This window comes from Methylobacterium sp. Ger2507 (genome assembly GCF_055231875.1).
The window spans coordinates 1,783,883-1,808,569 of the sequence record NZ_JBUYVC010000001.1 but is presented as its reverse complement, the minus strand read 5'-3'; the positions used below and the strand labels follow the sequence as shown (position 1 = coordinate 1,808,569).

The 24,687-nt window shown below is 67.9% G+C and carries 27 protein-coding genes and 1 other RNA gene; 18 read left to right on the top strand and 10 right to left on the bottom strand.

All coding sequences use genetic code 11. The features are described from left to right. Window positions 1–20 precede the first annotated feature (20 nt). Window positions 21–602 carry a YqaA family protein gene (locus ACV7NL_RS08455; protein ID WP_463355397.1) on the top strand — a complete coding sequence of 194 codons (582 nt, stop codon included), beginning with the start codon at window positions 21–23 and terminating at the stop codon, window positions 600–602. Between the two features lie 2 nt (window positions 603–604). Further along, entirely contained in the window at window positions 605–1,093 is a 489-nt protein-coding gene (locus ACV7NL_RS08450) for a disulfide bond formation protein B (protein ID WP_463355396.1), read from the top strand. A gap of 12 nt (window positions 1,094–1,105) precedes the next feature. Here the strand turns inward: ACV7NL_RS08450 and ACV7NL_RS08445 are convergent, their stop codons facing one another. The 4 genes from ACV7NL_RS08445 to cpdR form a co-directional block, all read right to left on the bottom strand. Further along, entirely contained in the window at window positions 1,106–1,603 is a 498-nt protein-coding gene (locus ACV7NL_RS08445) for a DUF1178 family protein (protein ID WP_463355395.1), read from the bottom strand. Between the two features lie 37 nt (window positions 1,604–1,640). After that, on the bottom strand, window positions 1,641–2,489 hold the full coding sequence (locus ACV7NL_RS08440) for a carbon-nitrogen hydrolase family protein (RefSeq protein ID WP_463355394.1): 849 nt from the start codon (window positions 2,487–2,489) through the stop codon (window positions 1,641–1,643). Then, window positions 2,486–2,743, bottom strand: a complete 258-nt coding sequence (gene grxC, locus ACV7NL_RS08435) for a glutaredoxin 3 (protein ID WP_056179577.1) — start codon at window positions 2,741–2,743, stop codon at window positions 2,486–2,488. Before grxC ends, ACV7NL_RS08440 begins: the two co-directional genes overlap by 4 nt. Window positions 2,744–2,836: 93 nt before the next feature. Beyond that, complete coding sequence (gene cpdR, locus ACV7NL_RS08430) at window positions 2,837–3,193, bottom strand: cell cycle two-component system response regulator CpdR (RefSeq protein WP_003603128.1); 357 nt, start codon at window positions 3,191–3,193, stop codon at window positions 2,837–2,839. Between the two features lie 207 nt (window positions 3,194–3,400). Here cpdR and ACV7NL_RS08425 point away from each other — a divergent pair, with 207 nt between their 5' ends. From ACV7NL_RS08425 to ACV7NL_RS08415, 3 genes are all read left to right on the top strand, one after another. Further along, on the top strand, window positions 3,401–4,309 hold the full coding sequence (locus ACV7NL_RS08425) for an N-formylglutamate amidohydrolase (protein WP_056179575.1): 909 nt from the start codon (window positions 3,401–3,403) through the stop codon (window positions 4,307–4,309). Between the two features lie 165 nt (window positions 4,310–4,474). Beyond that, window positions 4,475–6,640 (top strand): methylmalonyl-CoA mutase, encoded by a 2,166-nt coding sequence (scpA, locus tag ACV7NL_RS08420; protein ID WP_056484203.1) that lies wholly within the window; start codon window positions 4,475–4,477, stop codon window positions 6,638–6,640. A 142-nt stretch (window positions 6,641–6,782) separates the two neighbouring features. Beyond that, on the top strand, window positions 6,783–7,376 hold the full coding sequence (locus ACV7NL_RS08415; protein WP_463355393.1) for a YgjV family protein: 594 nt from the start codon (window positions 6,783–6,785) through the stop codon (window positions 7,374–7,376). Here the strand turns inward: ACV7NL_RS08415 and ACV7NL_RS08410 are convergent. Then, a complete protein-coding gene (locus ACV7NL_RS08410) occupies window positions 7,358–8,893 on the bottom strand; it encodes a YifB family Mg chelatase-like AAA ATPase (RefSeq protein ID WP_056179565.1) in 1,536 nt (511 codons plus the stop codon). The genes ACV7NL_RS08415 and ACV7NL_RS08410 overlap by 19 nt on opposite strands. 159 nt (window positions 8,894–9,052) lie before the next feature. Between ACV7NL_RS08410 and ACV7NL_RS08405 the strand changes: the two genes are divergently transcribed. Beyond that, window positions 9,053–9,316 carry a PepSY domain-containing protein gene (locus ACV7NL_RS08405; RefSeq protein ID WP_156633762.1) on the top strand — a complete coding sequence of 88 codons (264 nt, stop codon included), beginning with the start codon at window positions 9,053–9,055 and terminating at the stop codon, window positions 9,314–9,316. Window positions 9,317–9,355: 39 nt separating this feature from the next. On the opposite strand, the gene ACV7NL_RS08400 is transcribed toward ACV7NL_RS08405, so the two are convergent. Beyond that, window positions 9,356–9,820: a DUF5991 domain-containing protein gene (locus tag ACV7NL_RS08400; RefSeq protein ID WP_463355392.1), complete on the bottom strand. Its 465-nt coding sequence runs from the start codon at window positions 9,818–9,820 to the stop codon at window positions 9,356–9,358. 153 nt (window positions 9,821–9,973) lie between these two features. On the opposite strand from ACV7NL_RS08400, the gene ffs reads away from it, so the two are divergent. The 4 genes from ffs (at window position 9,974) to ACV7NL_RS08380 (ending at window position 13,110) form a co-directional block, all read left to right on the top strand. Further along, window positions 9,974–10,070: signal recognition particle sRNA small type (ffs, locus tag ACV7NL_RS08395), an RNA gene on the top strand. Between the two features lie 68 nt (window positions 10,071–10,138). Continuing rightward, window positions 10,139–12,061 (top strand): DNA polymerase III subunit gamma/tau, encoded by a 1,923-nt coding sequence (locus ACV7NL_RS08390; protein WP_463355391.1) that lies wholly within the window; start codon window positions 10,139–10,141, stop codon window positions 12,059–12,061. 65 nt (window positions 12,062–12,126) lie between these two features. After that, on the top strand, window positions 12,127–12,447 hold the full coding sequence (locus ACV7NL_RS08385; protein WP_463355390.1) for a YbaB/EbfC family nucleoid-associated protein: 321 nt from the start codon (window positions 12,127–12,129) through the stop codon (window positions 12,445–12,447). Between the two features lie 357 nt (window positions 12,448–12,804). Then, the gene (locus ACV7NL_RS08380) at window positions 12,805–13,110 is read left to right on the top strand and encodes a hypothetical protein (RefSeq protein ID WP_056179552.1); all 306 of its coding nucleotides are present in this window, start codon (window positions 12,805–12,807) and stop codon (window positions 13,108–13,110) included. 81 nt (window positions 13,111–13,191) lie between these two features. On the opposite strand, the gene ACV7NL_RS08375 is transcribed toward ACV7NL_RS08380, so the two are convergent. Then, entirely contained in the window at window positions 13,192–14,808 is a 1,617-nt protein-coding gene (locus ACV7NL_RS08375) for a phosphoenolpyruvate carboxykinase (protein WP_463355389.1), read from the bottom strand. A gap of 440 nt (window positions 14,809–15,248) precedes the next feature. On the opposite strand from ACV7NL_RS08375, the gene recR reads away from it, so the two are divergent. The 5 genes from recR (at window position 15,249) to ACV7NL_RS08350 (ending at window position 18,607) form a co-directional block, all read left to right on the top strand. After that, window positions 15,249–15,854, top strand: a complete 606-nt coding sequence (gene recR, locus ACV7NL_RS08370; protein WP_463355388.1) for a recombination mediator RecR — start codon at window positions 15,249–15,251, stop codon at window positions 15,852–15,854. Window positions 15,855–15,968: 114 nt separating this feature from the next. Continuing rightward, window positions 15,969–16,484 carry a peptide deformylase gene (locus tag ACV7NL_RS08365; RefSeq protein WP_463355387.1) on the top strand — a complete coding sequence of 172 codons (516 nt, stop codon included), beginning with the start codon at window positions 15,969–15,971 and terminating at the stop codon, window positions 16,482–16,484. Between the two features lie 106 nt (window positions 16,485–16,590). Beyond that, window positions 16,591–17,535: a methionyl-tRNA formyltransferase gene (gene fmt / locus ACV7NL_RS08360; RefSeq protein ID WP_463355386.1), complete on the top strand. Its 945-nt coding sequence runs from the start codon at window positions 16,591–16,593 to the stop codon at window positions 17,533–17,535. A gap of 19 nt (window positions 17,536–17,554) precedes the next feature. Further along, the gene (truA, locus tag ACV7NL_RS08355) at window positions 17,555–18,319 is read left to right on the top strand and encodes a tRNA pseudouridine(38-40) synthase TruA (RefSeq protein ID WP_056484169.1); all 765 of its coding nucleotides are present in this window, start codon (window positions 17,555–17,557) and stop codon (window positions 18,317–18,319) included. Window positions 18,320–18,415: 96 nt separating this feature from the next. After that, window positions 18,416–18,607: a hypothetical protein gene (locus ACV7NL_RS08350; protein ID WP_056484166.1), complete on the top strand. Its 192-nt coding sequence runs from the start codon at window positions 18,416–18,418 to the stop codon at window positions 18,605–18,607. Window positions 18,608–18,744: 137 nt separating this feature from the next. On the opposite strand, the gene dapE is transcribed toward ACV7NL_RS08350, so the two are convergent. After that, the gene (gene dapE / locus ACV7NL_RS08345; protein ID WP_056484163.1) at window positions 18,745–19,941 is read right to left on the bottom strand and encodes a succinyl-diaminopimelate desuccinylase; all 1,197 of its coding nucleotides are present in this window, start codon (window positions 19,939–19,941) and stop codon (window positions 18,745–18,747) included. A 110-nt stretch (window positions 19,942–20,051) separates the two neighbouring features. Between dapE and ACV7NL_RS08340 the strand changes: the two genes are divergently transcribed. Further along, window positions 20,052–20,834, top strand: a complete 783-nt coding sequence (locus tag ACV7NL_RS08340) for a HesA/MoeB/ThiF family protein (RefSeq protein ID WP_056484578.1) — start codon at window positions 20,052–20,054, stop codon at window positions 20,832–20,834. A gap of 18 nt (window positions 20,835–20,852) precedes the next feature. On the opposite strand, the gene ACV7NL_RS08335 is transcribed toward ACV7NL_RS08340, so the two are convergent. Beyond that, window positions 20,853–22,700, bottom strand: coding sequence for an ABC transporter transmembrane domain-containing protein (locus ACV7NL_RS08335; protein WP_056484160.1), 1,848 nt, complete (start codon window positions 22,698–22,700; stop codon window positions 20,853–20,855). 178 nt (window positions 22,701–22,878) lie between these two features. Between ACV7NL_RS08335 and rpmE the strand changes: the two genes are divergently transcribed. Further along, window positions 22,879–23,133 carry a 50S ribosomal protein L31 gene (rpmE, locus tag ACV7NL_RS08330; RefSeq protein ID WP_055948879.1) on the top strand — a complete coding sequence of 85 codons (255 nt, stop codon included), beginning with the start codon at window positions 22,879–22,881 and terminating at the stop codon, window positions 23,131–23,133. A gap of 147 nt (window positions 23,134–23,280) precedes the next feature. On the opposite strand, the gene rcdA is transcribed toward rpmE, so the two are convergent. Next, the gene (gene rcdA, locus ACV7NL_RS08325; RefSeq protein ID WP_056179522.1) at window positions 23,281–23,814 is read right to left on the bottom strand and encodes a protease adaptor protein RcdA; all 534 of its coding nucleotides are present in this window, start codon (window positions 23,812–23,814) and stop codon (window positions 23,281–23,283) included. A 667-nt stretch (window positions 23,815–24,481) separates the two neighbouring features. Here rcdA and rpmH point away from each other — a divergent pair. Next, the gene (rpmH, locus tag ACV7NL_RS08320; protein ID WP_055947927.1) at window positions 24,482–24,616 is read left to right on the top strand and encodes a 50S ribosomal protein L34; all 135 of its coding nucleotides are present in this window, start codon (window positions 24,482–24,484) and stop codon (window positions 24,614–24,616) included. Window positions 24,617–24,687: the final 71 nt, after the last annotated feature.

Sequence of the window (24,687 nt, the reverse complement as noted above, 5' to 3'; positions counted from 1 at the left end):
CCAGCCTTTCCGGACCCCTCATGATCCGTCGCCTCTACGAGTGGATCCTCGCGCTCGCGGGCAAGCCCTCGGCACCCTACGCCCTCGGAGCCGTGGCCTTCGCCGAAAGCTCGTTCTTTCCGGTTCCGCCCGATGTGATGCTGGTGCCGATGGCGGTTAGCCGACCCGACCGCGTCTGGTTCTACGCCCTGATCACCACCTTCGCCTCCGTGGTCGGCGGTCTCGTCGGATACGCCATCGGCGCCCTGCTGTTCGACTCGGTCGGACAATGGGTGTTCCGGGTCTATGGCCTCGCCGACAAGGCGGCGACCTTCCAGGCCTCCTATGCCGAGTACGGGCACTGGGTGATCTTGCTGAAGGGCCTGACGCCGATCCCGTTCAAGCTCGTGACCATCACGTCAGGCTTCGCCCATTACGATCTGTTCTGGTTCGTGATCCTGTCGCTCCTGACGCGCGGCGCCCGATTCTTCATCCTGGCGGGACTTCTGGGCCGCTACGGCGTTCAGATCCGGGGGGTGCTCGACCGGCACCTCAACGTGGTGGCGGCGATCGCGATCGCGGTGATCATCCTCGGATTCGTGATGTTCAAGGTGCTTCTGTAGACATGGACGACACCTCGCTCCTGCGCTTGCGCCGCGCCGCCCTGTTGGTTCTCGTCGGGTCGGTGCTGACCCTGGCCGGCGCCTGGTACTTCCAGTGGTGGCTCGGCTACGTGCCGTGCAAGCTGTGCCTGACGGAGCGGATTCCCTATTACGCGGCCATCCCGCTCGCGCTTCTCGGACTGTTCCTGCCGGCCTGGGGAGCGCGCCTCGTGCTCGGGTTGGCAGCTCTCGGGTTGCTCTACGGGGCGGGCCTCAGCGTGTACCATGCGGGCGCGGAGTGGAACCTGTGGGCCGGCCCCACCGATTGCGGGGGTGGTGCCGGCGCCAATCCGGCCGCAGTCGGTGATTTCCTCAATGCCCTGCAGATCACGCGGGTGGCCGATTGCTCGACGGCGGCCTGGCGCCTGTTCGGCATCTCGCTCGCAGGCTGGAATGCCCTGATCGCCTTCGCGCTCGCCTCGGTGTCCGGAACGGCCGCGCTGAAGCGCTGATGCGCTGAGGCCTCAGTGCCGGTCGTCGGATCCCGGCGGGAGCGGGAGGACCGCGATGCCCTCGTCGAGGAGGGAGCGGGCCTCGTCCAGACTGGCCTCGCCGTAGATCGCACGGGTCTCCGCCTCACCATAATGTTGGCGTCGGGCCTCCTCGGGGAAGCGACGACCAACATCGTCGGCGTTTCGGGTCGCCTGCTCGCGTAGGGCTTGCATCATCGCGCGCAGGCGCTGCTCCGGTTCGGTCATCGCCAATTGGGGCGCTGTCTGGGGCGCCACGGACGGCAAGGTCTCGGCCGGCGCGACCGCGACCTCGGCGGAGGACGGAACGGTCCGTCCCCCGCGATCCGTCCGGGCGACGGAGGGGGCCATCATGCTCTTCCCGACCCGTGCCGATCCGCAGACCGGACAGGACACCAAGCCCCGCGCGACCTGGGCGTCGAACGAATCGCTCGACGGAAACCAGCTCTCGAAGCTGTGGTCGGCCTCGCAGACGAGCGTGTAGCGGATCATCGGGCTTACGGTTTTTGGCCAGTGGCGCGTGACGCGGTCAGGAGGACAGCCCCACCCGCTCGACCGTGAAGGGACGGGCGTGCTGGAGTGCCGGAATGCGGGCACGGGCGTCGGTGACGCGGGACAGGTCGATCTCGGCCAGGATCACGCCGGGCTCGGCCCCATCTGAGTCGGCCAGCACCTTGCCCCATGGATCGACGATCAGGGAATGGCCGTAGGTGTCGCGCCCATCTTCGTGGTGCCCCCCCTGGGCCGCCGAGATCATGAACGAGCCGGTCTCGATGGCGCGCGCCCGGTGCAGCACGTGCCAATGCGCCTCCCCCGTCTGCTGGGTGAAGCAGGCCGGCGCGGTCAGAATGGTGGCCCCCGCCTCGGCCAGCGCCCGGTAGAGCGCCGGAAAGCGGATGTCGTAGCAGATGGCCAGGCCGATCGGTGCCCAGAGCGTGTCGGCCACGACCGCACAGGCGCCGCCCGTATAGGTGGCGGATTCACGCCAGCGCTCACCGTTGGGCAGATCGACGTCGTAGAGATGCAGCTTGTCGTAGGAGGCGGTGATCGCCCCCTCGGCGTCGATCAGGAAGGCTCGGTTGGCGACCTTGTCGCCGTTGCGGATCGCCAGCGATCCGATCTGGATGACGATCCCACGCTCGCGGGCCACCTCGCGCAGGGCGGCCAAGGTCGGGTCGTCGTCCTGAGCGGTGACCTTCTCGAACAGGCTGGTTTTGCTGCGCTCGACCAGGGAGGTCATCTCCGGCGTCTGCACATAATGCGCCCCCGCATCGGCAGCCTCCCGCACCAGCGCCACCGCGGCATCGCGGTTGGCCAGGGGATCGCGGCCCGAGCGCATCTGCACGCAGGCGGCGGTGAAGACGGGCGCGTCGCTCATGCGGCCACCAGCGGATCGAGCTTCCCGGCGCCGTTGAGAGCGTAGAGGTCGTCGCATCCCCCCACATGGGTGTCGCCGACGAAGATCTGCGGCACGCTGGTGCGGCCGCCCGCGCGCTGGACCATGGTTGCGCGCGACCCGGACGTCTTCTCGACGTCGATCTCGGTGAAGGCGATGCCCTTGTCGCGCAGCAGGCTTTTCGCCGCCGAGCAGTACGGGCACCACGCAGTTGTGTAGATCGTGACCGGCTTCATCGTCGAAACGCCCCATCCAATCCCACCAGCATATAGGCGAGCGTGATGGCTCTTCCTACTGCCTGGATTCTCAGGGATGGTCGGCGATGACGCTCAGGCAGCCAGCAGCTTCTCGACCTCGTTGACGAGATCGCGCAGGTGGAACGGCTTCGACAGGACCTTGGCGTCCTTCGGAGCCTTGGAATCCGGGTTCAGGGCCACGGCCGCGAAGCCCGTGATGAACATCACCTTGATGTCCGGGTCGAGTTCGGTGGCGCGCCGCGCCAGCTCGATCCCGTCCATCTCGGGCATCACGATATCGGTGAGGAGAAGCTCGAACGGCTCCTCGCGCAGGCGGTTATAGGCCGACAGCCCGTTGTCGAACGACAGCACGTCGTAGCCGGCGTTCTGCAACGCCTTGGCCAGGAAGCGGCGCATATCGTTGTCGTCTTCCGCCAGGAGGATCTTCATCGAGCGGCGTCCCGTACTCTTGATTCGGTGTGTTCTTTCCACAAAGCACCGGCTTGGTAAACAGAACGTTGCCAAGCCGTCCGGCGCGGGTGTCCAACGGCACCCGAACGGTCGGCTCAGGGTCCGCTCCGCGCTGGACAGGCCAGCCGGCAAAACGCAAAGTGACGCCATGCGTTGTCCCGTCCGCACCGAGGCGCCCGCGCCGCGATGACCGAGCCCTCCCAGACCTCAGACGCGTCCCGCGTGACGGCCTTCGATCCACCTTTCACCGTGGACGAACCGGCGGCGCATACCCTTCCGTTCGTCTTCAACACGCCCCATTCCGGCGCGGTTTACCCGGCCGCCTTCCTCGCCGCCTCCCGTCTCGACAGCCTCGCCCTGCGGCGGTCCGAGGACGCGCATGTGGATCGCCTGTTCGCCCCGGTGGTCGATCTCGGAGCGCCGCTGATGCGCGCGCACTTTCCACGCGCCTTCCTCGACGTGAATCGGGAGCCCTACGAACTCGACCCGCGCATGTTCGACGGACGCCTGCCAGCCTTCGCCAACACCCGCTCCATGCGGGTGGCAGGCGGCCTCGGGACGATTCCGCGGCTCGTGGCCGACGGTCAGGAGATCTATCGCGGGCGTCTGCCCGTGGATGTCGCGGTCGAACGAATCGAGACCCTGTACAAACCCTATCACCGGACCTTGCGCGGGCTGATCCAGCGCACGGCACGGCAGTTCGGGCACGCCATCCTGATCGATTGCCACTCGATGCCGTCGTCGAGCCTCGGGCGCGACGAGGCGGCGCGGGCCGACATCATCCTGGGCGACCGCTTCGGCACGGCCTGCGCGCCGATCCTGATCGAGGCCTTCGAGCACCACTTGCGTGCGCGAGGCTTCCGCGTCCTGCGCAACAAGCCCTATGCGGGCGGCTTCATCACCGAGCATTACGGCGAACCGAACGTCGAGCGCCACGCCCTCCAGATCGAGATCAATCGCGGCCTCTACATGAACGAGGCGACCCTGGCGATCACGCCGGGGTTTTCAGATCTGATCTGGCACCTGCGGTGCGTCGTGGCGGCAGTGGCCGCCGAGGTCCAGGGCCTCGCGCCCTCTCGGATGGCCGCCGAATAGCCTCGGCGCAAAAAGGATTTGCGTCGGAGCCGAAAAGATTTGTCCGGTTCCCGCGCGAAAGTGACGGTTTTGCCGGCCCCATCGGGCCGAACTCCGGTTAGGAGTAGCCCAGACCGGGCGCGCACCTATAATGCAGGCACGCCGCCGCCGCACGAGCCAGAGCCCATGACGTCTCGCATCCCCGACTTCGCGACCGTTTCCTACGCGGCCGATGCTGTTCCGGCCCCGGTGCCGCCCACGGGCGAGCCCTGGATGACGCCCGAGGGCATCCCGGTGAAGGGCGTCTACGGTCCCGAGGACCGCGAGGGCATCGAGTTCCTGAATACCTATCCGGGTGTGGCCCCTTACCTGCGCGGCCCCTATCCGACCATGTACGTGACGCAGCCCTGGACCATTCGTCAGTACGCGGGTTTCTCCACGGCCGAGGATTCGAACGCCTTCTACCGGCGCAACCTCGCCGCCGGGCAGAAGGGCCTGTCGGTGGCCTTCGACCTCGCCACCCACCGGGGCTACGATTCCGACCACCCGCGCGTCTCGGGCGATGTCGGCATGGCGGGCGTGGCCATCGACTCGATCTACGACATGCGGACGCTGTTCTCCGGCATCCCCCTCGACGAGATGACCGTGTCGATGACGATGAACGGCGCGGTGCTGCCGATCCTCGCCCTCTACATCGTCGCGGCCGAGGAGCAGGGCGTGCCGCCCGAGAAGCTCGCCGGCACGATCCAGAACGACATCCTCAAGGAGTTCATGGTCCGCAACACCTACATCTACCCGCCGGCGGGTTCGATGCGGATCATCGGCGACATCTTCGCCTATACGTCGAAGCATATGCCGAAGTTCAACTCGATCTCGATCTCCGGCTACCACATGCAGGAAGCGGGCGCGACGAACGATCTCGAACTCGCCTACACGCTGGCTGACGGCGTCGAGTACATCAAGGCGGGCTTGGCGGCCGGCTTGACCATCGATCAGTTCGCCCCGCGCCTGTCGTTCTTCTGGGCGATCTCGACGAATTTCTTCATGGAGATCGCCAAGATGCGGGCCGCGCGCCTGATCTGGGCCAAGCTCGTGAAGGAGTTCGAGCCGAAGAGCGACAAGTCGCTCCCCTTGCGGACCCACAGCCAGACCTCGGGCTGGTCGCTCACGGCGCAGGACGTGTTCAACAACGTGACCCGCACCTGCATCGAGGCGATGGCGGCGACGCAGGGCGGCACCCAATCCCTGCACACCAACGCGCTCGACGAGGCGCTGGCCCTGCCGACCGACTTCTCCGCCCGCATCGCCCGCAACACCCAGCTCTTCCTGCAGCAGGAGAGCGGCACCACCCGCATCGTCGACCCGTGGGGCGGCTCTTATTACGTCGAGAAGCTGACGCAGGACATCGTCGCCCGCGCCTGGGAGCATCTGCGCGAGGTCGACGAACTCGGCGGCATGGCCAAGGCCATCGAGGCCGGCATCCCGAAGCTGCGTATCGAGGAGGCGGCTGCGCGCGCCCAGGCGCGGATCGATTCCGGTCGCCAGACCATCGTGGGCGTCAACAAGTACAAGCCCGACGACGACCGGGCCATCGAGCTGATGCGGGTCGACAACGGCAACGTCCGCACCCTGCAGATCGACAAGCTGAAGCGCCTGCGCGCCGAGCGCAGCCAAGCCGACGTCGACGCGGCGCTGGCCGCCCTCACGGCCGCCGCGCAGGGCCAGGGCAACCTGCTCGAACTCGCGGTCAGTGCGGCGCGCGCGAAGGCGACCGTGGGCGAGATCTCGGATGCGCTGGAGAAGGCCTGGGGCCGTCACCGGGCCGAGATCCGCTCGATCTCGGGCGTCTACAAGCGGGAGGTGGGTGGCATGTCGCCAGTGGTCGAGACCGTTCGCAAGCTCGTTGAGGCCTTCGAGGAAAACGACGGACGTCGCCCGCGTATTCTCGTCGCCAAGATGGGGCAGGACGGGCACGATCGCGGACAGAAGGTCATCGCCTCCGCCTTCGCCGATCTCGGCTTCGACGTGGATATCGGGCCGCTGTTCGCGACCCCGGCCGAGGCGGCCCGTCAGGCCGTGGAGAACGACGTCCATATCGTCGGCGTGTCGTCGTTGGCTGCCGGCCATCTGACCCTGGTGCCGGAACTGAAGGCGGCGCTGACCGAGCAGGGCCGCGGCGACGTGATGATCGTCATCGGCGGCGTCATCCCGCCCGGCGATTACGATGCGCTCTACGCCGCCGGCGCCTCGGCGATCTTCCCGCCCGGCACCGTGATCGCCGACGCTGCCGTGAAGCTGATCGAGGAACTGAACGGCCGTCTCGGCTACGCCGCGCGGCAGGCCGCGGAGTAAGGCGGGGCACCCCCCGGTCTGCCCCTGTTGCGCCTGAACGACAGGCGCGAGGGGGTGCGTCCTTCGTTAACGAACCGGTTACCATGACGACCTAGCGCCAGCGGCGAATGCGGCGCGCTCCTGCGCCGTTCGAGCGCAAACCATGGCCGTCACCGTCCTCGCCCAGAGCCTCTGGGATGCCGCGAAACTTCACCTCGACCTGTTCGGGACCCTCGGTCTCCTCCTCGGCTTCATCGCCGGAATCATGCCCCATCGGCATGGAATGCTCCTCGCCTCCGCGGCCTGTGCCGCCTGCTTCGGCCTTCACTATCTGCATCTCGGTGCTCTGACCGGCACGGCGATGTGCGGCATCGCCCTCCTGCAAAACCTTGTCTCGGTGCAGGCCATCCGACCGACCGGCCGAGCGGCCTGGGTTGCCCCGCTCTTCGCGGCCACCACCCTGATGGCCGCAAGCCTGACGGTGATCACCTGGAACGGCTGGCCCTCGGCCTGCGCCGGGCTCGGCACCCTGCTGGCAACCGCGGCCCGGCTTCAGGGCGATCCACAGGCGATGCGGCGGTTCTTCGTCGGCGCCAGTCTGTGCTGGGCCGGGCACAACCTTCTCGTCGGCTCGGTCTTCGGCCTCACCTGCGATCTTCTGACCCTGTCCGGCCTCGGCCTGTCACTGGCCCGCCACCACTTCCGGCGTCCGGACACGCAGGCCCATCCGGTGGCGCATCACGCCGCCGCCGGCTGATCCGAGCGTCCGCGATAGGACAGGGCCTCGGCCAGGTGGATGCGGCGCACGCGAGCCTCCCCGTCGAGGTCGGCCAAGGTTCGGGCGACCCGCAGCGTGCGGTGGAAGCCGCGCGCCGACAGCCGCATGGTCTCGGCGGCCGAGCGGATCAGCGCGGCGCCCTCGGCATCGGGGGCCGCGACCTCCTCGATCACCGGGGGCGGACAGGTTGCATTGGTGAACGATCCAGCAGCCTCGTGTGCGGCGTAGCGCCGGGTCTGCAACGCGCGGGCGACCGCAACCCGCGCCGCCATCTCGGCGGACCCCTCCGGGGGCGGCGGCAGGATCAGGTCCGCGGCCGTGACCGCGCCGACCTCGATGCGCAGGTCGATGCGATCGAGGAGCGGCCCCGAGATGCGGGCACCATACTGTGCGATGCAGCGCGCATTCGGCCCCTTGCGACAGGCATAGCCCGGCTCCAGCGCCTGACCGCACCGGCACGGGTTCATCGCGGCGATGAGCTGGAAGCGGGCCGGATAGGTCACGCGATGATTGGCCCGCGCGATCATGATCGTGCCGGTCTCCATCGGTTGGCGCAGCGAATCGAGCACCTGCGGCGTGAACTCGGGCAACTCGTCGAGGAACAGCACGCCGCCATGGGCCAGCGATGCCTCGCCCGGGCGGGCATTGATGCCGCCGCCGACCAGGGCCGCCATCGAGGCGGAATGGTGCGGCTGGCGAAACGGGCGCCGGCTCGAAAGAGCGCCGTCCTTCAGTTCGCCCGCCACCGACTGGATCATCGAGACTTCGAGAAGTTCGCGCGGTGCCAGCGGCGGCAGGATCGAGGGCAGGCGCGCGGCCAGCATCGACTTTCCGGCCCCGGGCGGCCCGTTCATCAAAAGATTGTGCCCGCCGGCCGCCGCGATCTCGAGCGCGCGCTTGGCGCCCTCTTGGCCCTTGATGTCCCGCAGGTCCGGAAGGGCGGCGCCCGGCGCGGCGATCGCCGGTTCGGGCCGGGCCATGACCTGGGTACCTTTGAAGTGATTGGCAAGCTGGATCAGCGAGCGCGGCGCCAGCACGTCGAGGTCACCGCCCGCCCAGGCCGCCTCCGGTCCGGTCGCGGCCGGGCAGATCAGCCCGAGGCCGAGGGCGTTGGCCGCCATCGCGGCGGGCAGGACGCCCGAAACGGCGGTGATCGTTCCGTCGAGGGCGAGTTCCCCGAGGACGCAATACCCCGCCAGCGCATCGGCCGGCAGGGCGCCGATCGCCCCCATCACCGCCAGCGCGATCGGCAGGTCGTAATGCGACCCCTCCTTGGGCAGATCGGCCGGGGCGAGATTGACGGTGATGCGCTTGGCCGGAAGCGCGAGGCCGGAGGCGATCAGCGCCGAGCGCACCCGCTCGCGGGACTCCGCCACGGCCTTGTCGGCGAGGCCCACCACCGTGAAGGCGACGATTCCCGGGGCGATCTGGACCTGAACATCGACGGCTCGCGCCTCGATGCCCTCGAAGGCCACGGTGGCGACGCGCGTGACCATGCTGGACCGACCCCGGCTGGAAGATCGGATGACCCTAGGGGGCAGTTCACCCGCACACAACCGTAAGACGCACGACTCCAAGGACGGCGGCAGGAACCTCGTCCTCGCTCGGCGGTTCGGGAGGGGCAGGAACAGTTCCTCCAACGGTAAGGAGACATCATGTCGATCAAGATCACCGGCCTCGCCGCCATCGCTCTCGGCCTCGCATTCACTGGTTCCGCCTTCGCAGACCGGATGCCGACTCCAGACGAGCAGACCAAGATCGAAGCCGTGCTGAAGCAGGAAGGCTTCACCAAGTGGAAGAAGATCGAGGTCGAGGACGACGAGATCGAGGTGGATGACGCCATCGACGCGAACGGCAAGCAGTTCGACCTGGAACTCGACCCGAAGACCTTCGCGATCGTGAAGCGCAAGGCCGAATAGTCCGCAGCCGACAGGCGAGCCGGCCCGCCCTGCGAGCCGTCAGCCCTTGCGGGCGAAGGAGGTGCCGGCCGGTGCGGACGAGCCGGCACCGCTCGGATTCAGGGCCCGCCACTGGGTCGAAACGTCCTCGCCGACCCGGCGTATCTCGAACAGATTCGTTCCGACGTCGTACAGACGCGTGCCGGAGGCGTTGACGATGCGGCCGTCACCGAAGGTGTGGAAGGACACCGTTATGCTGTCCAGCGTGCCTGCGGCTTTGCAGACGATGGTCTCGTTGGTCTGGAACCCTTCGATCCGTAGCACGCAGTCGCGGTTGCCCCGGCCCGGAGCGATGTCGAGACGATAGGTGACCACGATCGGCGAGCCGCCCACCGTCCGGCTACCGTCATGCTCGTAGACGTAGCTGCCCGCCCAGACCCACGGGGCTTTCTCCGCCGCCGACGCGACGGATGCGATCATCAGGCAGGGCAGCAGCGCCAGGGCGTGGGTGAATGGTCGCGTCATCGATGGACTCCGGCTCGGATCGTGGGCCAAGACCATCAAGGCTCGCGCGCGGATCGGGCAATTTCCAGGCATGCCGATCCGGGCCGGAGGCCGTCCATCGGTTCCTGTCTTCGCCGGCTTGCATCCGCCGCACAGCCCGGCCATATAGCGCCTGGGAGGTTGGCGAGGGACGTTTCACTCGCCAACCGGGTCAGGTCCGGAAGGAAGCAGCCCTAACGAGACCGAGCGGGTCTTCGTCCAGCCTCCCACCTCGATCGATGCCTCGGGCTCGCGTGGCGGCACCCTCCGACCGGAGCCGCACCAACCCAGCAAGGCGGCATGGACGCGACCTCCGGCCCTATGAGCGATTCCGGGCTCCTGCCTGGTCTTCCCGAGCCTGCGCCGGCGGCCACGCCCTACCGGGTGCTGGCCCGCAAGTACCGCCCCCAGAATTTCGACGATCTGATCGGCCAGGGCGCCATGGTGCGGACGCTCGCCAATGCCTTCGCGGCCAATCGCATTCCACAGGCCTGGATGCTGACCGGCGTCCGCGGCGTCGGCAAGACCACCACGGCCCGCATCCTGGCCCGCGGGCTGAACTATGTCCGCGACGGACACCCCGATACCGGTCCGACCATCGCGATGCCGGAACTCGGCCGACATTGCCGGGCGATCATGGAATCCCGGCACATGGACGTGCTGGAGATGGATGCGGCCTCCCATACCGGCATCGACGACGTGCGCGGGATCATCGACGGCATCCGCTACTCGCCGTCCGAGGCCCGCTACAAGGTCTACATCGTCGATGAGGTCCACATGCTCTCGGAGAAGGCGTTCAACGCCTTCCTCAAGACGCTGGAGGAGCCCCCGCCGCACGCCAAGTTCGTGTTCGCCACCACCGAGATCCGCAAGGTGCCGGTGACCATCCTGTCTCGCTGCCAGCGCTTCGACCTGCGCCGCGTCGAGGCCGAGACACTGGTCGGGCATCTCGCCCGCATCTGTGCCGCCGAGAACGTGGAGGCCGACGCGGAGGCACTGGCGGCGATCACCCGGGCGGCCGAGGGCTCGGTTCGCGACGCCCTCTCGCTCCTGGACCAGGCCATCGCGCATGGGGCTGGCCTCGTCAGCGCCCAGAGCGTGCGCGACATGCTCGGGCTCGCCGATCGCGGCCGCATCGTCGACCTGTTCCAGGCGGTGATGCGCGGCGACATTCCGGCCACCTTCTCGGAGGTGCGCGGCCAATACGAGGCCGGCGCCGATCCGGCCGTGATCCTCTCCGACCTTGCCAGCTTCACCCACCTGGTCACCCGGCTCAAGCTGGTGCCCGACGAAGCCGCCGCCGACCCGACCCTGAGCGAGGCGGAGCGCGAGCGCGGCCGTGCGTTCGCCCAGACGCTTTCGGTGCGGGTGCTGTCGCGGGCCTGGCAGATCCTGCTGAAGGCGATCCCAGAGGTCCAGACGGCGACGCGGCCCCTGGCAGCGGCCGAGATGGCGCTGGTGCGGCTGGCCTACGCGGCCGACCTGCCGACCCCGGACGAGGCCCTGCGTCAGATGAAGGCGCAGGCCCTCGCCGCGCCGGCCGCCGCGCCGAACCCGTCCGCTGCCGGCTCGAACACCGCCCCCGTCCGTTCGCAAGATCTCTCGCCGACCCCGTCGCCGGCCCCATCATTCTCCGGGCCGGCAATGGCGGATGCCCGCCCGGCCCTGCCGCCGATCCCGCGCTTCTCGGCCGAGGCGTCGCCGCGCCCCCCCTTGGCGATGGCCGCCGGCGGAGGCGCATCGCGACCGGCCATGATCAGCCCGACCCCGGCTCCACAGCCCGAGGGGCCACGCCTCCTGCGATTCACCGATGTCGTCGCGCTGGCCGACACCAAGCGCGATATCGGCCTGAAGATGGCCCTGGAGCGCGAAGTCCACTTGGTCCGTTTCGAGGAAGGCCGCATCGAGTTCCGCCTGGCGGAGGGCGGCCGTCAGAGCATCGCCAACGACCTCGCCAGGGCCCTCGACGCCTGGACCGGCCGGCGCTGGATCGTCGCCCTGTCCAAAGAGGCCGGCGAGCCGACCCTCGACGCAACGGCACGCGCCGCCACCGAGACGCGCCATCAGAACGCCGCCGCACATCCGCTGGTGCGCGAGGTGATGGCACGGTTCCCGGGCGCGCAGATCGTCGATGTCCGCGACAAGGCGCCGGAGGTCTCGCCCGCGGCCGAGGCTGCCGTTACCGGCGAGGCCGAACGCGACGAGCCCGACGACGAGGCATAGCCTCAGGGGCCGCCGCGCCCCAGATGTGATCCATCCCGGTTTCGGAACGAGAGAGGACAGACCCGATGCGCGACCTGATGGGTATCATGAAGCAAGCTCAGGCCATGCAGGAGAAGATGGCCTCCCTGCAGGAAGAACTCGACACCGTCGAGGTCTCGGGTGCCTCGGGCGGTGGGGCCGTACGGGTGACGATGACGGCCAAGGGTTTGGTGAAGGGCGTACAGCTCGATCCCGCGATGCTGATCCCCGACGAGCGCGAAATCCTCGAGGATCTGATCGTCGCCGCCGTCAACGACGCACGCGGCAAGGCCGAACAGGTGGCGGCCGAGCGGATGGCCGAGCTGACCAAGGGTCTGCCGATCCCGCCCGGCATGAAGTTGTTCTAAGGGCGACGGATCGTTCTTGGCTCAAGGCAGACTGGACTTTAGCCCCGACCACAACCGCTTCGTGCCGGTGGGCTCAAACAGAGCGGCCACGCTTCCTTGTCGGGACGCCAAATCCCGACGTTGTTTCGCATCTTGAAGCACAGTTGGTTCGGCGGGAATGCTCGGTCGGACAAGCACGCTCGGACGTGGGGCCTATCGCGATCTGGCCCAAAAGGCTTCCGAGCCTCGTCCGCAGGCAACCGCTCACGGCGAGCATCGGCCCGCGCGCTCTGGATAGCGAGAACAACTCTCGGGTAGGCACTGGTTTTGACGATCGCGGTGGCGAGCTCTTAACAGTTGTCGATGCTTCCTGGCGGCATGGATGAGCAACGCAAGATGGTCCGCGCCGAGACCCACCTGGCCGGGCGCGCCGCCCTGAAACAGGCATCGGCCGAAACCGAGCCCTGCCTGATCCGGAACCTGTCTCCGGTCGGCGCCCGCGTGGTCTTCTGCACGCCGGTGACGGCTCCAGAGGCCTTCGATCTTTTCCTGGATTCGAGCGACCAGACCTATCGTGCGCGGACGATCTGGCACGGGGAGAACGAGGTCGGCGTCGTGTTCCGGGAGGCGCGCGAGAACGCGCCCGACGTCCTCGTCGACCCATCTCCGACCGACGACCCCTGATCGGGATCGGACGGACACGGTCTGCGGGGCGAGACGCTCGGACCAGGACGCGGAGGGCTCCTCCGCGCCCCGGGGTACCTGTCAGGCTGCGGCCGAGAGCACCGGCTCGGCGGCGCGCACATCCGCGTCGACATGGGCTGCGAAGCGCTTGAAGTTCTCCTGGAACATGGTCACGAGCCGGGTCGCGGTCTCTTGGAATGCCGGCTTGTTGTTCCAGGTCTCGACCGGCGACAGCACCTCCGTCTCGACTCCCGGCACCGCCACCGGCACCTGGAAGCCGAAATAGGGATCGCGACGGAACGCGACATGCGCCAGCGAACCTTCCAGAGCGGCCGTGAGCAGGCGGCGGGTGACGCGGATCGGCATGCGTCGGCCCGTGCCGACGCCGCCCCCGGTCCAGCCGGTATTCACGAGCCAGCAATCGACCGCATGGTGAGCGATCAGGTCGCGCAACAGGTTGCCGTAGACGCTGGGATGGCGGGGCATGAACGGGGCACCGAAGCAGGTCGAAAACGTCGCCTCGGGCGCAGTCAGGCCCCGCTCGGTTCCGGCGACCTTGGCGGTGTAGCCGGAGAGGAAGTGGTACATCGCCTCTGCGCCGGTCAGCTTCGCGATCGGCGGCATCACCCCGAAGGCGTCACAGGTCAGCATGACGATGTTCCTGGGGTGCGCCGCCCGGCCCGTCGCGCTCGCATTGGCGATGAAATCGAGCGGGTAGGCGCAGCGGGTGTTCTCGGTGAGCGAGGCATCGTCGAAATCCGGGACCCGGGTTTCGGGGTCGATCACCACGTTCTCCATCACCGTGCCGAAGCGCTCGGTGGTGGCGTAGATCTCCGGTTCGGCATTGCGCGAGAGGCGGATCGTCTTGGCGTAGCAACCGCCCTCGAAGTTGAAGATGCCATCCCGGCTCCAGCCGTGCTCGTCGTCACCGAGAAGCTGGCGTGAGGAATCGTTGGAGAGCGTTGTCTTGCCGGTGCCGGAGAGACCGAAGAACAGCGCCGAGTCGCCAGCCTCGTCGAGGGCCGCGTTGGCTGAGCAGTGCATCGGCATCACGCCGGCTTTCGGCAAGATGTAGTTGAGGTAGGTGAAGACCGACTTCTTCATCTCGCCGGCATAGGCCGAGCCGCCGATGAGGACGAGCTTGCGCGCGAAATCGATGGCGATGACGGTCTTCGAGCGGCAGCCGTGCCGGTGCGGCTCGGCCTGGAAGCTCGGCAGGTCGATGATCGTCACCTCGGGCACGTAGGATTCGAGGGTGGCGCGGTCAGGCCGGATCAGCAGGTTGCGGATGAAGAGCGAGTGCCAGGCGAGTTCGGTGAACACCCGGGCATTGACGCCGTGCGCCGGGTCGGCGCCGCCCCGCAGGTCCTGGGCGAAAAGCTCGCGACCCTCGGCATGGGCGAGGAAGTCCGCATACAGGGTCTCGAACTGTTCGGGCGTGATCGCACCGTTGTTGTCCCACCAGATCTCGTTCTCGGTGGCGGCGTCGCGCACGACGAATTTGTCCTTCGGCGAACGGCCCGTATGCGAGCCCGTGGTCGCCACGAAGGCGCCCCCGCGGGCCAGCTGTCCCTCGCCGCGGGCCAGGGCCTCCTCGTAGAGCCGGGGCACGTCGAGGTTCCAGTGAAGCGCCTTCAGATTGCGCAGGCCGATAGCCTCGGCGCCATGGGCGGGATTGTACGCACCGGTCTGGGTCACTGTCGTCTCTCCTTGGTCACCTGATCGCGTCGCCGCCACATCGCGGGAAGCCTTGGCGGCTTCTCCAGATTCGTTCAGTCCCGAAGCGTCCGCACGGTTGGTCAGGTCCACCGCACGCAGGTTCTCCGCTCCACGACCGCGCGTCCTCTGCATAAAGGCAGATCGTCTGCCGTCAACTTTCCCGTTGGCTGACAAAAAAATCCACACGACGAAGGTGAGTTGCTGAGTGGAGCTTGAATCGGGCCGCCGAAGCGGTGCATTTCGCAGCGTTTCGGCCCGTCCGGGGGGCGAAATCCGGCCGCGAACCCCCTATCTCAGAGCTTCGGAACGAAACGGGCGCGACCGGGCAGATCGATCCTCCACTGCCGCCTCGCCTGTTCCTGCCACGTCCTACGCATTGTGCCGTGTGGGCGTCTCAACCGTCACGAGATTGTTCATCCATGGCACAAGCCGTCGCCGGTCCCGAGATCGAGCGCCTGATTCAGCTCCTGGCCCGGATGCCGGGCCTCGGGCCTCGGTCTGCGCGCCGCGCCGCCCTGCAGCTCATCAAGAAGCGCGAGACGCTGCTGGCTCCTCTGGCCGACGCCATGCGGGTGGCGTCGGAGCGCATCGTCGTCTGCCACGCCTGCGGCAACGTCGATACGCGCGACCCCTGCACGATCTGCTGCGACGAGAGCCGCGACCCGACGACGCTCGTGGTGGTCGAAGACGTCTCCGACCTTTGGGCGCTGGAGCGCTCGGGGGCGGTGACGGCGCGCTATCACGTGCTCGGAGGCGTGCTCTCGGCCCTCGACGGCGTACGACCGGAGCACCTCAACCTCGATAGCCTCGTGGCCCGCGCCGCCGATCCGGCCATGCGTGAGATCATCCTGGCGCTGAACGCCACCGTGGATGGGCAGACAACAGCCCATTACGTCACGGAGTCCCTGAAGGCGCACAACCTGAAGGTCACCCGGCTGGCCCATGGCGTACCGGTGGGCGGGGAGCTCGACTACCTCGACGAAGGGACGCTGACCGCGGCGATCCGCAGCCGTACGCCGTTCTGAGCCTCGTCGTTCGTCCGGTCCCACCCCGGCATTTGACCGGCCTGTGACGCGCCCGTATCTGCGGGGGTTCAGGCAGCCGCCGGCCCCGCACCCCAGTCCAAGTCCGATCGCCCCATGACCATCCGTCCCCTCGTGATCCTGCCCGACGCGCGCTTGCGCCTAGCCTCCGAGCCGGTGGGCTCCGTGACGGACGAGATCCGGACGCTCGCCGCCGACATGCTGGAGACAATGTATGACGCACCCGGCGTCGGTCTCGCGGCAATCCAGATCGGCATGCCGAAGCGTGTCGTCACCATCGACACCTCGAAGGACGAGAACGACCGCCAGCCGCAGGTTTTTCTCAACCCGGAGATCGTCTGGGCCTCGGAGGAGAAGCGGATCTACGATGAAGGCTGCCTCTCGATCCCCGAATATTACGGTGAGGTCGAGCGGCCCGACCGGGTCCGGGTGCGCTTCCGCGACCTCGAGGGCCAGGAGCAGGAGATCGAGGCGGACGGCCTGCTCGCCACCTGCATCCAGCACGAGATCGACCACCTCGACGGGGTTCTGTTCATCGACCACCTGTCGAAGCTGAAGCGCGACCGGGTGATGAAGAAGTTCGCCAAGGCCGCCAAGCGCGACGGCGTCTGACGCCCGAACGCGGAATGCTGCCAAGACCGGACACCCGGACTGCCGAGCCGGGCAGAAACCGGAAGCTCCGGGCGCCGGAGCCCCTGAAGGGCGGAGACCAAGAGCCATGCGCGTCGTCTTCATGGGCACGCCGGATTTCGCCGTGCCGACCCTCGCGCGCCTCGCGGCCGACGGACACAGCATCGTGGCGGTCTACACCCGTGCGCCGGCGAAGGCCGGGCGCGGCATGGCACTGAAACCCTCCCCCGTGCAGGCGATGGCCGAGCGCCTCGACCTGCCGGTGCTGACGCCCGCCAGCCTGAAGACGCCCGAGGCCTCCGCGACCTTCGGGAGCCATGATGCCGACGTCGCCGTGGTGGTGGCCTACGGCCTGCTGTTGCCGCAGGCCCTACTGGACCAGCCGCGCCACGGTTGTCTGAACCTGCACGGCTCCCTGCTGCCGCGCTGGCGCGGCGCTGCCCCGATCCAGCGGGCCATCATGGCGGGCGACGCGATGAGCGGCGTCGGCATCATGCGCATGGAAGCCGGCCTGGATACCGGCCCGGTGGCGATGGAAGCGCACTGCCCCATCACGCCCGGTATGACCGCGGGGCAGCTCCACGACGCACTGATGCCGCTGGGCGCCGACCTGATGGGTGAGGCGCTGCAGACCCTGGAACGCGGCGCGCTCACCTTCACGCCGCAATCCGAGAGCGGCGTGGTCTACGCCCATAAGATCACCAACGACGAAGCCCGCATCGACTGGACCCGACCGGCGCGCGAGATCGCCAATCACATCAACGGCCTGTCGCCGTTTCCCGGGGCCTTCTTCGAAGCCGATTTCGGCAAGGGGCTGGAGCGTGTGAAAGTCCTATCGGCTGAAGCCGTGTCGGCCGCGGCCGTGTCCGGATCAGGGGCGCCCGGCACCCTTCTAGACCTCGAGGCGACGATCGCCTGCGGAGACGGGGCCGTGCGCCTTCGCGCGTTGCGCCGGGCCGGCAAGGGTGGCGTTTCCACCGGAGCCGAGTTCGTGCGCGGCACCCACGCGACGCCCGGAACGGCATTGGCATGACCCGCCCGGAGCAGGCCTGATGCCGCGCTACAAGCTCATCGTCGAGTATGACGGTTCGCCGTTCTGCGGTTGGCAGCGACAGACATCGCAGCCCTCGGTTCAGGCGGCGATCGAGGCCGCCGTCACGCGCTTCTCCGGAGAGGTCTCCGGCCTCACCTGCGCCGGCCGCACCGATACGGGCGTCCACGCCACGCACCAAGTCGCCCATCTCAATCTCGCGAAGGCTTGGCGGACCGATGTGGTGCGCGACGCGCTCAATGCACACCTGCGCCCGCACCCGGTGGCGATCCTCAGCGCGGAGATCGTCGCCGGGGATTTCAACGCCCGCCACTCCGCCACCCGCCGGCACTATCGCTACCGCATCCTCAACCGACGCAGCCCGCCGGTGCTGAACCGTGCCCATGTCTGGCAGGTGCCCTGGCCCCTCGACGTCGCGCTGATGCAGGCGGCGGCCACGCGCCTTCTCGGCCTGCACGACTTTACGGCCTTCCGGGCCGCCGAGTGCCAGGCGAAGAGCCCGGTGCGGACCCTGGATCAGCTCGATGTCGTCGCGATGCCGATGGGCCTGCACGACGAGATCGTCGTCGCCACCTCGGCCCGCGCCTTCCTGCACCATCAGGTCCGCTCGATGGTCGGTACCCTGATGCTGGCCGGCAGCGGCCGGATCACCGCCGACGACGTCTCCGATATCCTCGCGAGCCGCGACCGCAGCCGCTGCGGGCCGTTGGCGCCGGCCTGCGGCCTCACGCTTGTGGGTGTGGAATACGGAGTTTCGACAATCTAAAGGCAATACATTTTACTTTAAGTTGAAATACCGTGGGAATTAGACATCATCGCGAACACCCGGTGCGTGCCGCATCGCGCGATGGATAGGCCCGCAATGAATTTTCCAATTCACGTCTTCATTCTGGGAGCGACTGTCTTCGCAGCACTCTCGCCCTTCATTTTCATCGCGATCCGGGAAGCCGTGAAGCGGCAGCGGCAGGAGATCGCGCGTGATCTGGCAGCCGTCTTCGACATTGCCGGGCAAACCAGCCAGCGACTGATCCCCTCGTTCGAATTCATCAAATAAAGGTACTTCACCGGGCGTCTACGGCTGGCCGGAAAGAGCAGCCCCGTGGATTTACTGACAGAGGAAGCGGCCTGACTCTGACCTGACCACTCCCGCCCCCGAACCTTGAGGCGAGACCGCCACCCCGGAGGGCCGAGTCATGCTGTCCGGGTGATCGCCTCGGGACCGAAATACGCCGCCAGCACGCGCGTGTAGATCGCCGTCAGGCGGTTCAGGTCGGCCACCGGAACGCATTCGTCGGTCTGGTGCATGGTCTGGCCGACGAGGCCGAACTCGATGACCGGGCAGGCCTCCTTGATGAATCGGGCGTCGGATGTGCCGCCCGTGGTGGAGAGCACCGGACGGCGGCCGGTCTCGGTGGCGATGGCGCCGGCGACGAGTTCGGTGAAGGCATCCGGCTCGGTGAGGAAGGCCGGCGAATTCGAGGGCAGCAGGTCGAGATGATAGCGCACGCTCCGGCCGGCGGCCGCGTCGAGGCGGGCCCGGATCTCGGCGCCGAGGGTCTCGGCGGTCCAGCGGTCGTTGAAGCGGATGTTGAAGGTGCCGTGCGCCTCGGCCGGGATCACGTTGGTGGCCGTGTTGCCGACGTCGAGGGTGGTGAATTCCAGGTTCGAGGCGCCGAAATGCTGGGTTCCGCCATCGAGTGGTTCGGCCAGCAAGGCTCTGGCGAGGCGAAGGAGGCCGGGAATCGGGTTCTCGGCCAGATCCGGATAAGCCACGTGCCCCTGTCGGCCCTGCACCGTGAGGTGTCCCGAGAGCGAGCCGCGCCGGCCGATCTTGATCATGTCGCCGAGGGAATCCGGGTTGGTCGGCTCGCCGAGGAGGCAATGATCGAAGCGTTCGCCACGCGCCCGCGCCCATTCGAGGAGCTTGACCGTCCCATTGATCGCCGGCCCCTCCTCGTCGCCGGTGATGAGAAATCCGATTGAACCCGGAAAGGTCGGACCGGCCACGTCGAGATAGTCGAGAGCGGCGGCGAGCATGCAGGCGATGCCCCCCTTCATGTCGACGGCCCCGCGCCCGTACAGGATTCCGTTCTCGACCGTCCCGGCGAAGGGGCCGTGGCGCCAGCGGGCGAGGTCACCCGGCGGCACCACGTCGGTGTGCCCGGCAAACAGCAGGTAGGGCGCGCGGGTGCCGATGCGGGCGTAGAGGTTGTCGATATCGGGCGTGCCGGTCTGTGAGAATCTCGGGCGCTCGACCGCGAACCCGGCCTCCTCAAGGACGCCGCCGAGCCAGGTCAGGGCTCCCCCCTCCTCCGGCGTCACCGAGGGGCAGCGGATCAGGCTCTGGGCAAGGGCGAGCGGGGAGTGGTCGAGGGCGACGTTCGGCACGGGCGAGACTCTCGCTTGATGTCCTGTGGGCAGGCCATAAGCGCCAGCGCGCGGGGGTGCAATTCGCCCGCGGTCTTTCGCGCCGCGTCGACCGGGCTTATCTGCGGGGCATGGCCCTCTCCTCCGACGAAGTCGAACGCTATGCCCGCCACCTTGTCCTGCCGGAGGTCGGTGGACCGGGGCAGGCCCGTCTGAAGGCCGCCCGCGTCCTCGTCATCGGCGCCGGCGGCCTCGGCGCGCCGCTGATCCAGTATCTCGCGGCGGCCGGGATCGGGACGATCGGAATCATCGACGACGACGTCGTCTCCCTGTCGAACCTGCAGCGACAGGTCATCCACGCGACCCCCGATATCGGCCGCCTGAAGGTGGAGAGCGCGCGCGATGCGGTGGTCCGCCTCAATCCGCACGTCGCCGTGGAGACCCACGCGGCGCGGCTCACGGCGGAGACCGCGCAGAGCCTCATCGGTACCTATGACGTGGTGGCCGATGGCTCCGACAACTTCACCACCCGCTACGCCGTGTCGGATGCGTGCTTCCATGCCCGGAGGCCGCTGGTGACGGCGGCCCTCGGGCGTTTCGACGGATCGCTGACGACGCTCAAGCCTTATGCGAGCGATGCGCGCGGTCGCCCGAACCCGACCTATCGCTGCCTGTTCCCGAATCCGCCGCCGCCCGGCAGCGTCGCCCCCTGCGCCGAGGCCGGCGTGCTGGGAGCACTGGCGGGCATCATGGGATCCTTCATGGCGCTCGAGGTCATCCGCACGATCACGGATTTCGGCGAGCCCCTGGTCGGGCGCCTGCTGATGGTCGACACGCGATCGATGCGTTTCGAAACGCTCGGCTACGGCTGGGACGACGCCAACCCGCTGAACGGGACCGACGCAGGGACCTGACCCCCGCGCCGGTCCACCCTACTCCGCCGGAAGGGGCGTGAGGCGCGGGCGGGCCTCCTTGCCCCGCGCGGTCTCGTCGTAGGCATCGGTGAATTGAAGCGCGGCGAGTTGCGCGTAGAGCGCGCCCTGCGCCAGCAGGCTCTCGTGGGTACCGCTCTCGACGATTCGGCCCCCGTCGAGGACCAGGATCCGGTCGGCCTTGCGGATCGTGGCGAGCCGGTGCGCGATGACCAGCGTGGTGCGCCCGCGCATCAGGGTGTCGAGGGCCGTCTGCACCGCGCGCTCGCTCTCGGCATCGAGGGCCGAGGTCGCCTCGTCGAGAAGCAGGATCGGCGCGTCCTTCAGGATGGCGCGTGCAATGGCGACGCGCTGGCGCTGGCCGCCGGACAGGGTGACGCCCCGCTCGCCCACCGTCGTGGCATAGCCCTGCGGAAGGGCCTGGATGAAGCCGTCCGCGTTGGCGAGTTCGGCGGCGCGCTGCACCTGCGCCTCCGTCGCCTCCGGGCGCCCGTAGCGGATGTTGTCGAGAACGCTCCCCGAGAACACCGTCGGGTCCTGCGGTACCAGGGCCAGGCGCTCGCGCAGAGCGTCCGGATCGGCGCGCGTGATATCGACGCCATCGACCCGAATGGTGCCTGCCTGCGGATCGTAGAAGCGCAGCAGCAGTTGCAGCACCGTGGTCTTGCCGGCTCCCGAAGGGCCGACGAGCGCGACGCGCTCGCCCGGCGCGATGGTGAAGCTGATCCCGTCCAGGGACGGGTGGTCGGGGCGAGCCGGATAAAGGAATCGGATCGACTCGAAGGTGACCGCGCCCCTCGCCGGAACCGGCAGCGGAAGTGGGTCGACCGGAACCTGAATCGCCGGCTCGGCCGCCAGGATTTCGCCGAGCCGCTCGGCAGCGCCCGCGGCCTGGGCGAGTTCTCCGTAGACTTCCGAGAGCTGCCCCAGCGCGCTCGCCCCGAACACGGCGTAGAGCACGAACTGCGAGAGCTGACCGGCCGTCATGGTGCCGGCGAGGACGCCTTGCGCGCCGTACCACATCACGCCGACGACGCTGGCCGAGATCAGGAAGATGGCGACGCCCGTCAGCAGTGCGCGCGCCTGGATCGAATCACGGGCCGCCGCGTAGGCGTTCTCGGACGCCTCGCCGAATCGGGCGGCCGTGCTCCGGCCCATCCCGAAAGCCTGCATGGTGCGGATCGCATTCACCGCTTCGGCCGCGTAAGCGGAGGCGTCGGCCAGGCGATCCTGCGCGGCCCGCGATCGGCGACGCACGCCGCGGCCGGAGAGAATCAGCGGAAAGACGATCAGGGGAATCGCGGCGAGCACCAGGATCGAGAGCTTCGGACTGGTGATGACCATCATCACGACCGCCCCGGTGAAGAGGAACGCGTTGCGCAGAAGGATCGAGATCGAGACGCCGAACACCGCCTTGACCTGCGTCGCATCCGCCGTGAGGCGTGAAATGATCTCGCCCGACAGCGAGCGGTCGAAGAAGGCCGGGTCGAGCTGGGTCAGCCGGCGAAACACGGCGGTGCGCAGATCCGCCACAACCCGCTCGCCCAGCGTCACCACCGTGTAGTAGCGGGCGCCGCTGGAGAGGGCGAGTACCGCGACCACACCGATCAGCGCCGCAAAGTAGGTGTCGATGACCCCCTGCCCCTCCGGCGAGAAGCCGTGGTCGATCACCCGGCGCAGAGCGAGCGGGACCACAAGGGTCGCACCGGACGCGGCCAGCAAGGCCAGGAAGGCAGCGAGCATCCGGCCGCGATAGACCATCGCGAAGGGAATCAGCGGGCGCAGCGAACCCAGCGGTGCCTTCGGCCGGGCTTCCCCGGAAGATTTCTTGTCACGGCCGCGAGCCATGGTGCCTCGTCATCATTGGTCTTCAAGGAAAAGCGACCGACCGGCGGCCTCTTCGATCGGCGCACGCTTGTCGGGCGAAGGTGCGTGGGGTATAGGCGCGCCTTCATCCGATTGCGCGTGATCTATGGCCGCGGGCCGCCAGACGGGCCGGTCGGCTTGGCTATTCAAGGATTTCGTCATGGCAAAGAGCGCGGCCGACAAGGCCAAGGGTACCGAGCATCCCGACTACCACTTCATCAAGGTCGTGATGACCGACGGGTCCGAGTACATGACCCGGTCGACCTACGGCAAGGAGGGTGACACCCTCAACCTCGACATCGACCCCAACACCCATCCGGCCTGGACCGGTGGCGAGCAGAAGATGCTCGATCGCGGCGGTCGCGTTTCGCGCTTCAACTCGCGTTTCGGTGCTCTGTCCTTCGGCAAGAAGTAAGGCCATCTCGGCGTGCTGCCGCGACGACGCGGCAGCACCTTCGGACCGATGCAGAACGGGCGGCACCTCAAGTGCCGCCCGTTCTGCGTTTCGGGGGTCATCGCGGGACAGTCGGCCCGGCCAAGTGGCCGGGCCCCCGGTGTCGCTTCAAGAGGCGGATGCCGGGGCAAAGGCGGAGCGCAGGAGGCTCAGCTGCGCCACCACCGGACTCTCCTGGGGAAGCGGCGACGGGCGCTCGTCGGCGATCAGTCCATCCAGATGCAGAATTCGGGTGTGGAGCCGGCGTGAACGGACGATGAGATCCTGGAGGGTGGGCGGCAGCACGCCGAATACCTCGCTGCGGAAAGTCTCCGGCGTGGTCAGCCGGACGCGGGTCTTTTCCTGCATCGCCTCGGCCGGGGTCAGCTCCCCTTCCGAGACGGCGCGCTGCACCAGAAGCCAGGATGCGATCTGCATCAGGCGGGTGGTGAGACGCATGCTCTCGCTGGCGTAGCTGAGCGTGCCATCTCGGGACATCAGCCGGGACTCCTCGCGGCCCGTGCCGTCGAGATAGGCGGCGGCTTCCTCGACCAGGGTCATGCCCTCGCGGAAGAGCGTCTTGAACGCATCGGATGTGACGTAGGTGTCACCGAAATTCACCCAGTCGCGCTCGTCCCGGAACATGACGTCGTATCCGCTCATAGTGCCTCCTGTGCCGCAACCGGGATGATGCGTCCCGTGGTGGGACGAAAGCGGCGCGCTTGTCCCTTGTTGCGCAACTCTAGCGCCGAACGCCGAGGCACGCGGCCTTTACCGGACGTTAACGTTAATTGAGGCGATCGGTGCCGCTGAAGGGAGGGCGCCGGAGGGCACGCCCGGCGCGGAGGCTTGCGAGAGGACTTGGTGCAAGTTCTTGGTGCAAGTCCCTGGCGAAGACCCTCGCGAAGACACGCGCCATGAAAAAAAGGCCGCCCGGTTCGGGGCGGCCTGAAAAGCGAGTTTCGGGAGGAGTCCAGGCGTGCGGACCGGAGGTTCGCGCGGTGTCCGGGATCGCCGAACAGGATCACAGGATGCCGCAGCTTGGTTAATGAAAGGTTGCGCCTAGCGACCAGCTTGCCGACGAGCTTCGCGACCAATTCGGCGGCGAATCGGGAGTGGACCTTGGCACCGATCCCGTTTGCCGATTTCGACGCCTGACGGTCATCTGGAATTGACTTGCAGGGGTCGTTGCCGCATAAGCCGCGCCATCGCGACGCGGCGCCCTTGATGGGCGCTGTTCGCGCTTGCAGACACATTTCAGGGCGAGTGAATATCCGGCGCGGCCTTCGGTGCGGCCCGGATCGATCCTCGGCCATTCGGAGATCGCGCCATGAAGAGAACCTATCAGCCCAGCAAGCTCGTGCGTAAGCGCCGTCACGGTTTCCGTGCCCGCATGGCGACCGCTGGCGGCCGCAAGGTCATCGCTGCCCGTCGCGCCCACGGTCGCAAGAAGCTCTCGGCCTAAGAGCTTGGCGGCGCCGTCACGGCGGCGCGCCACACCATCATGTCACCCAGGGACCGCAGGACCGGCAGCGA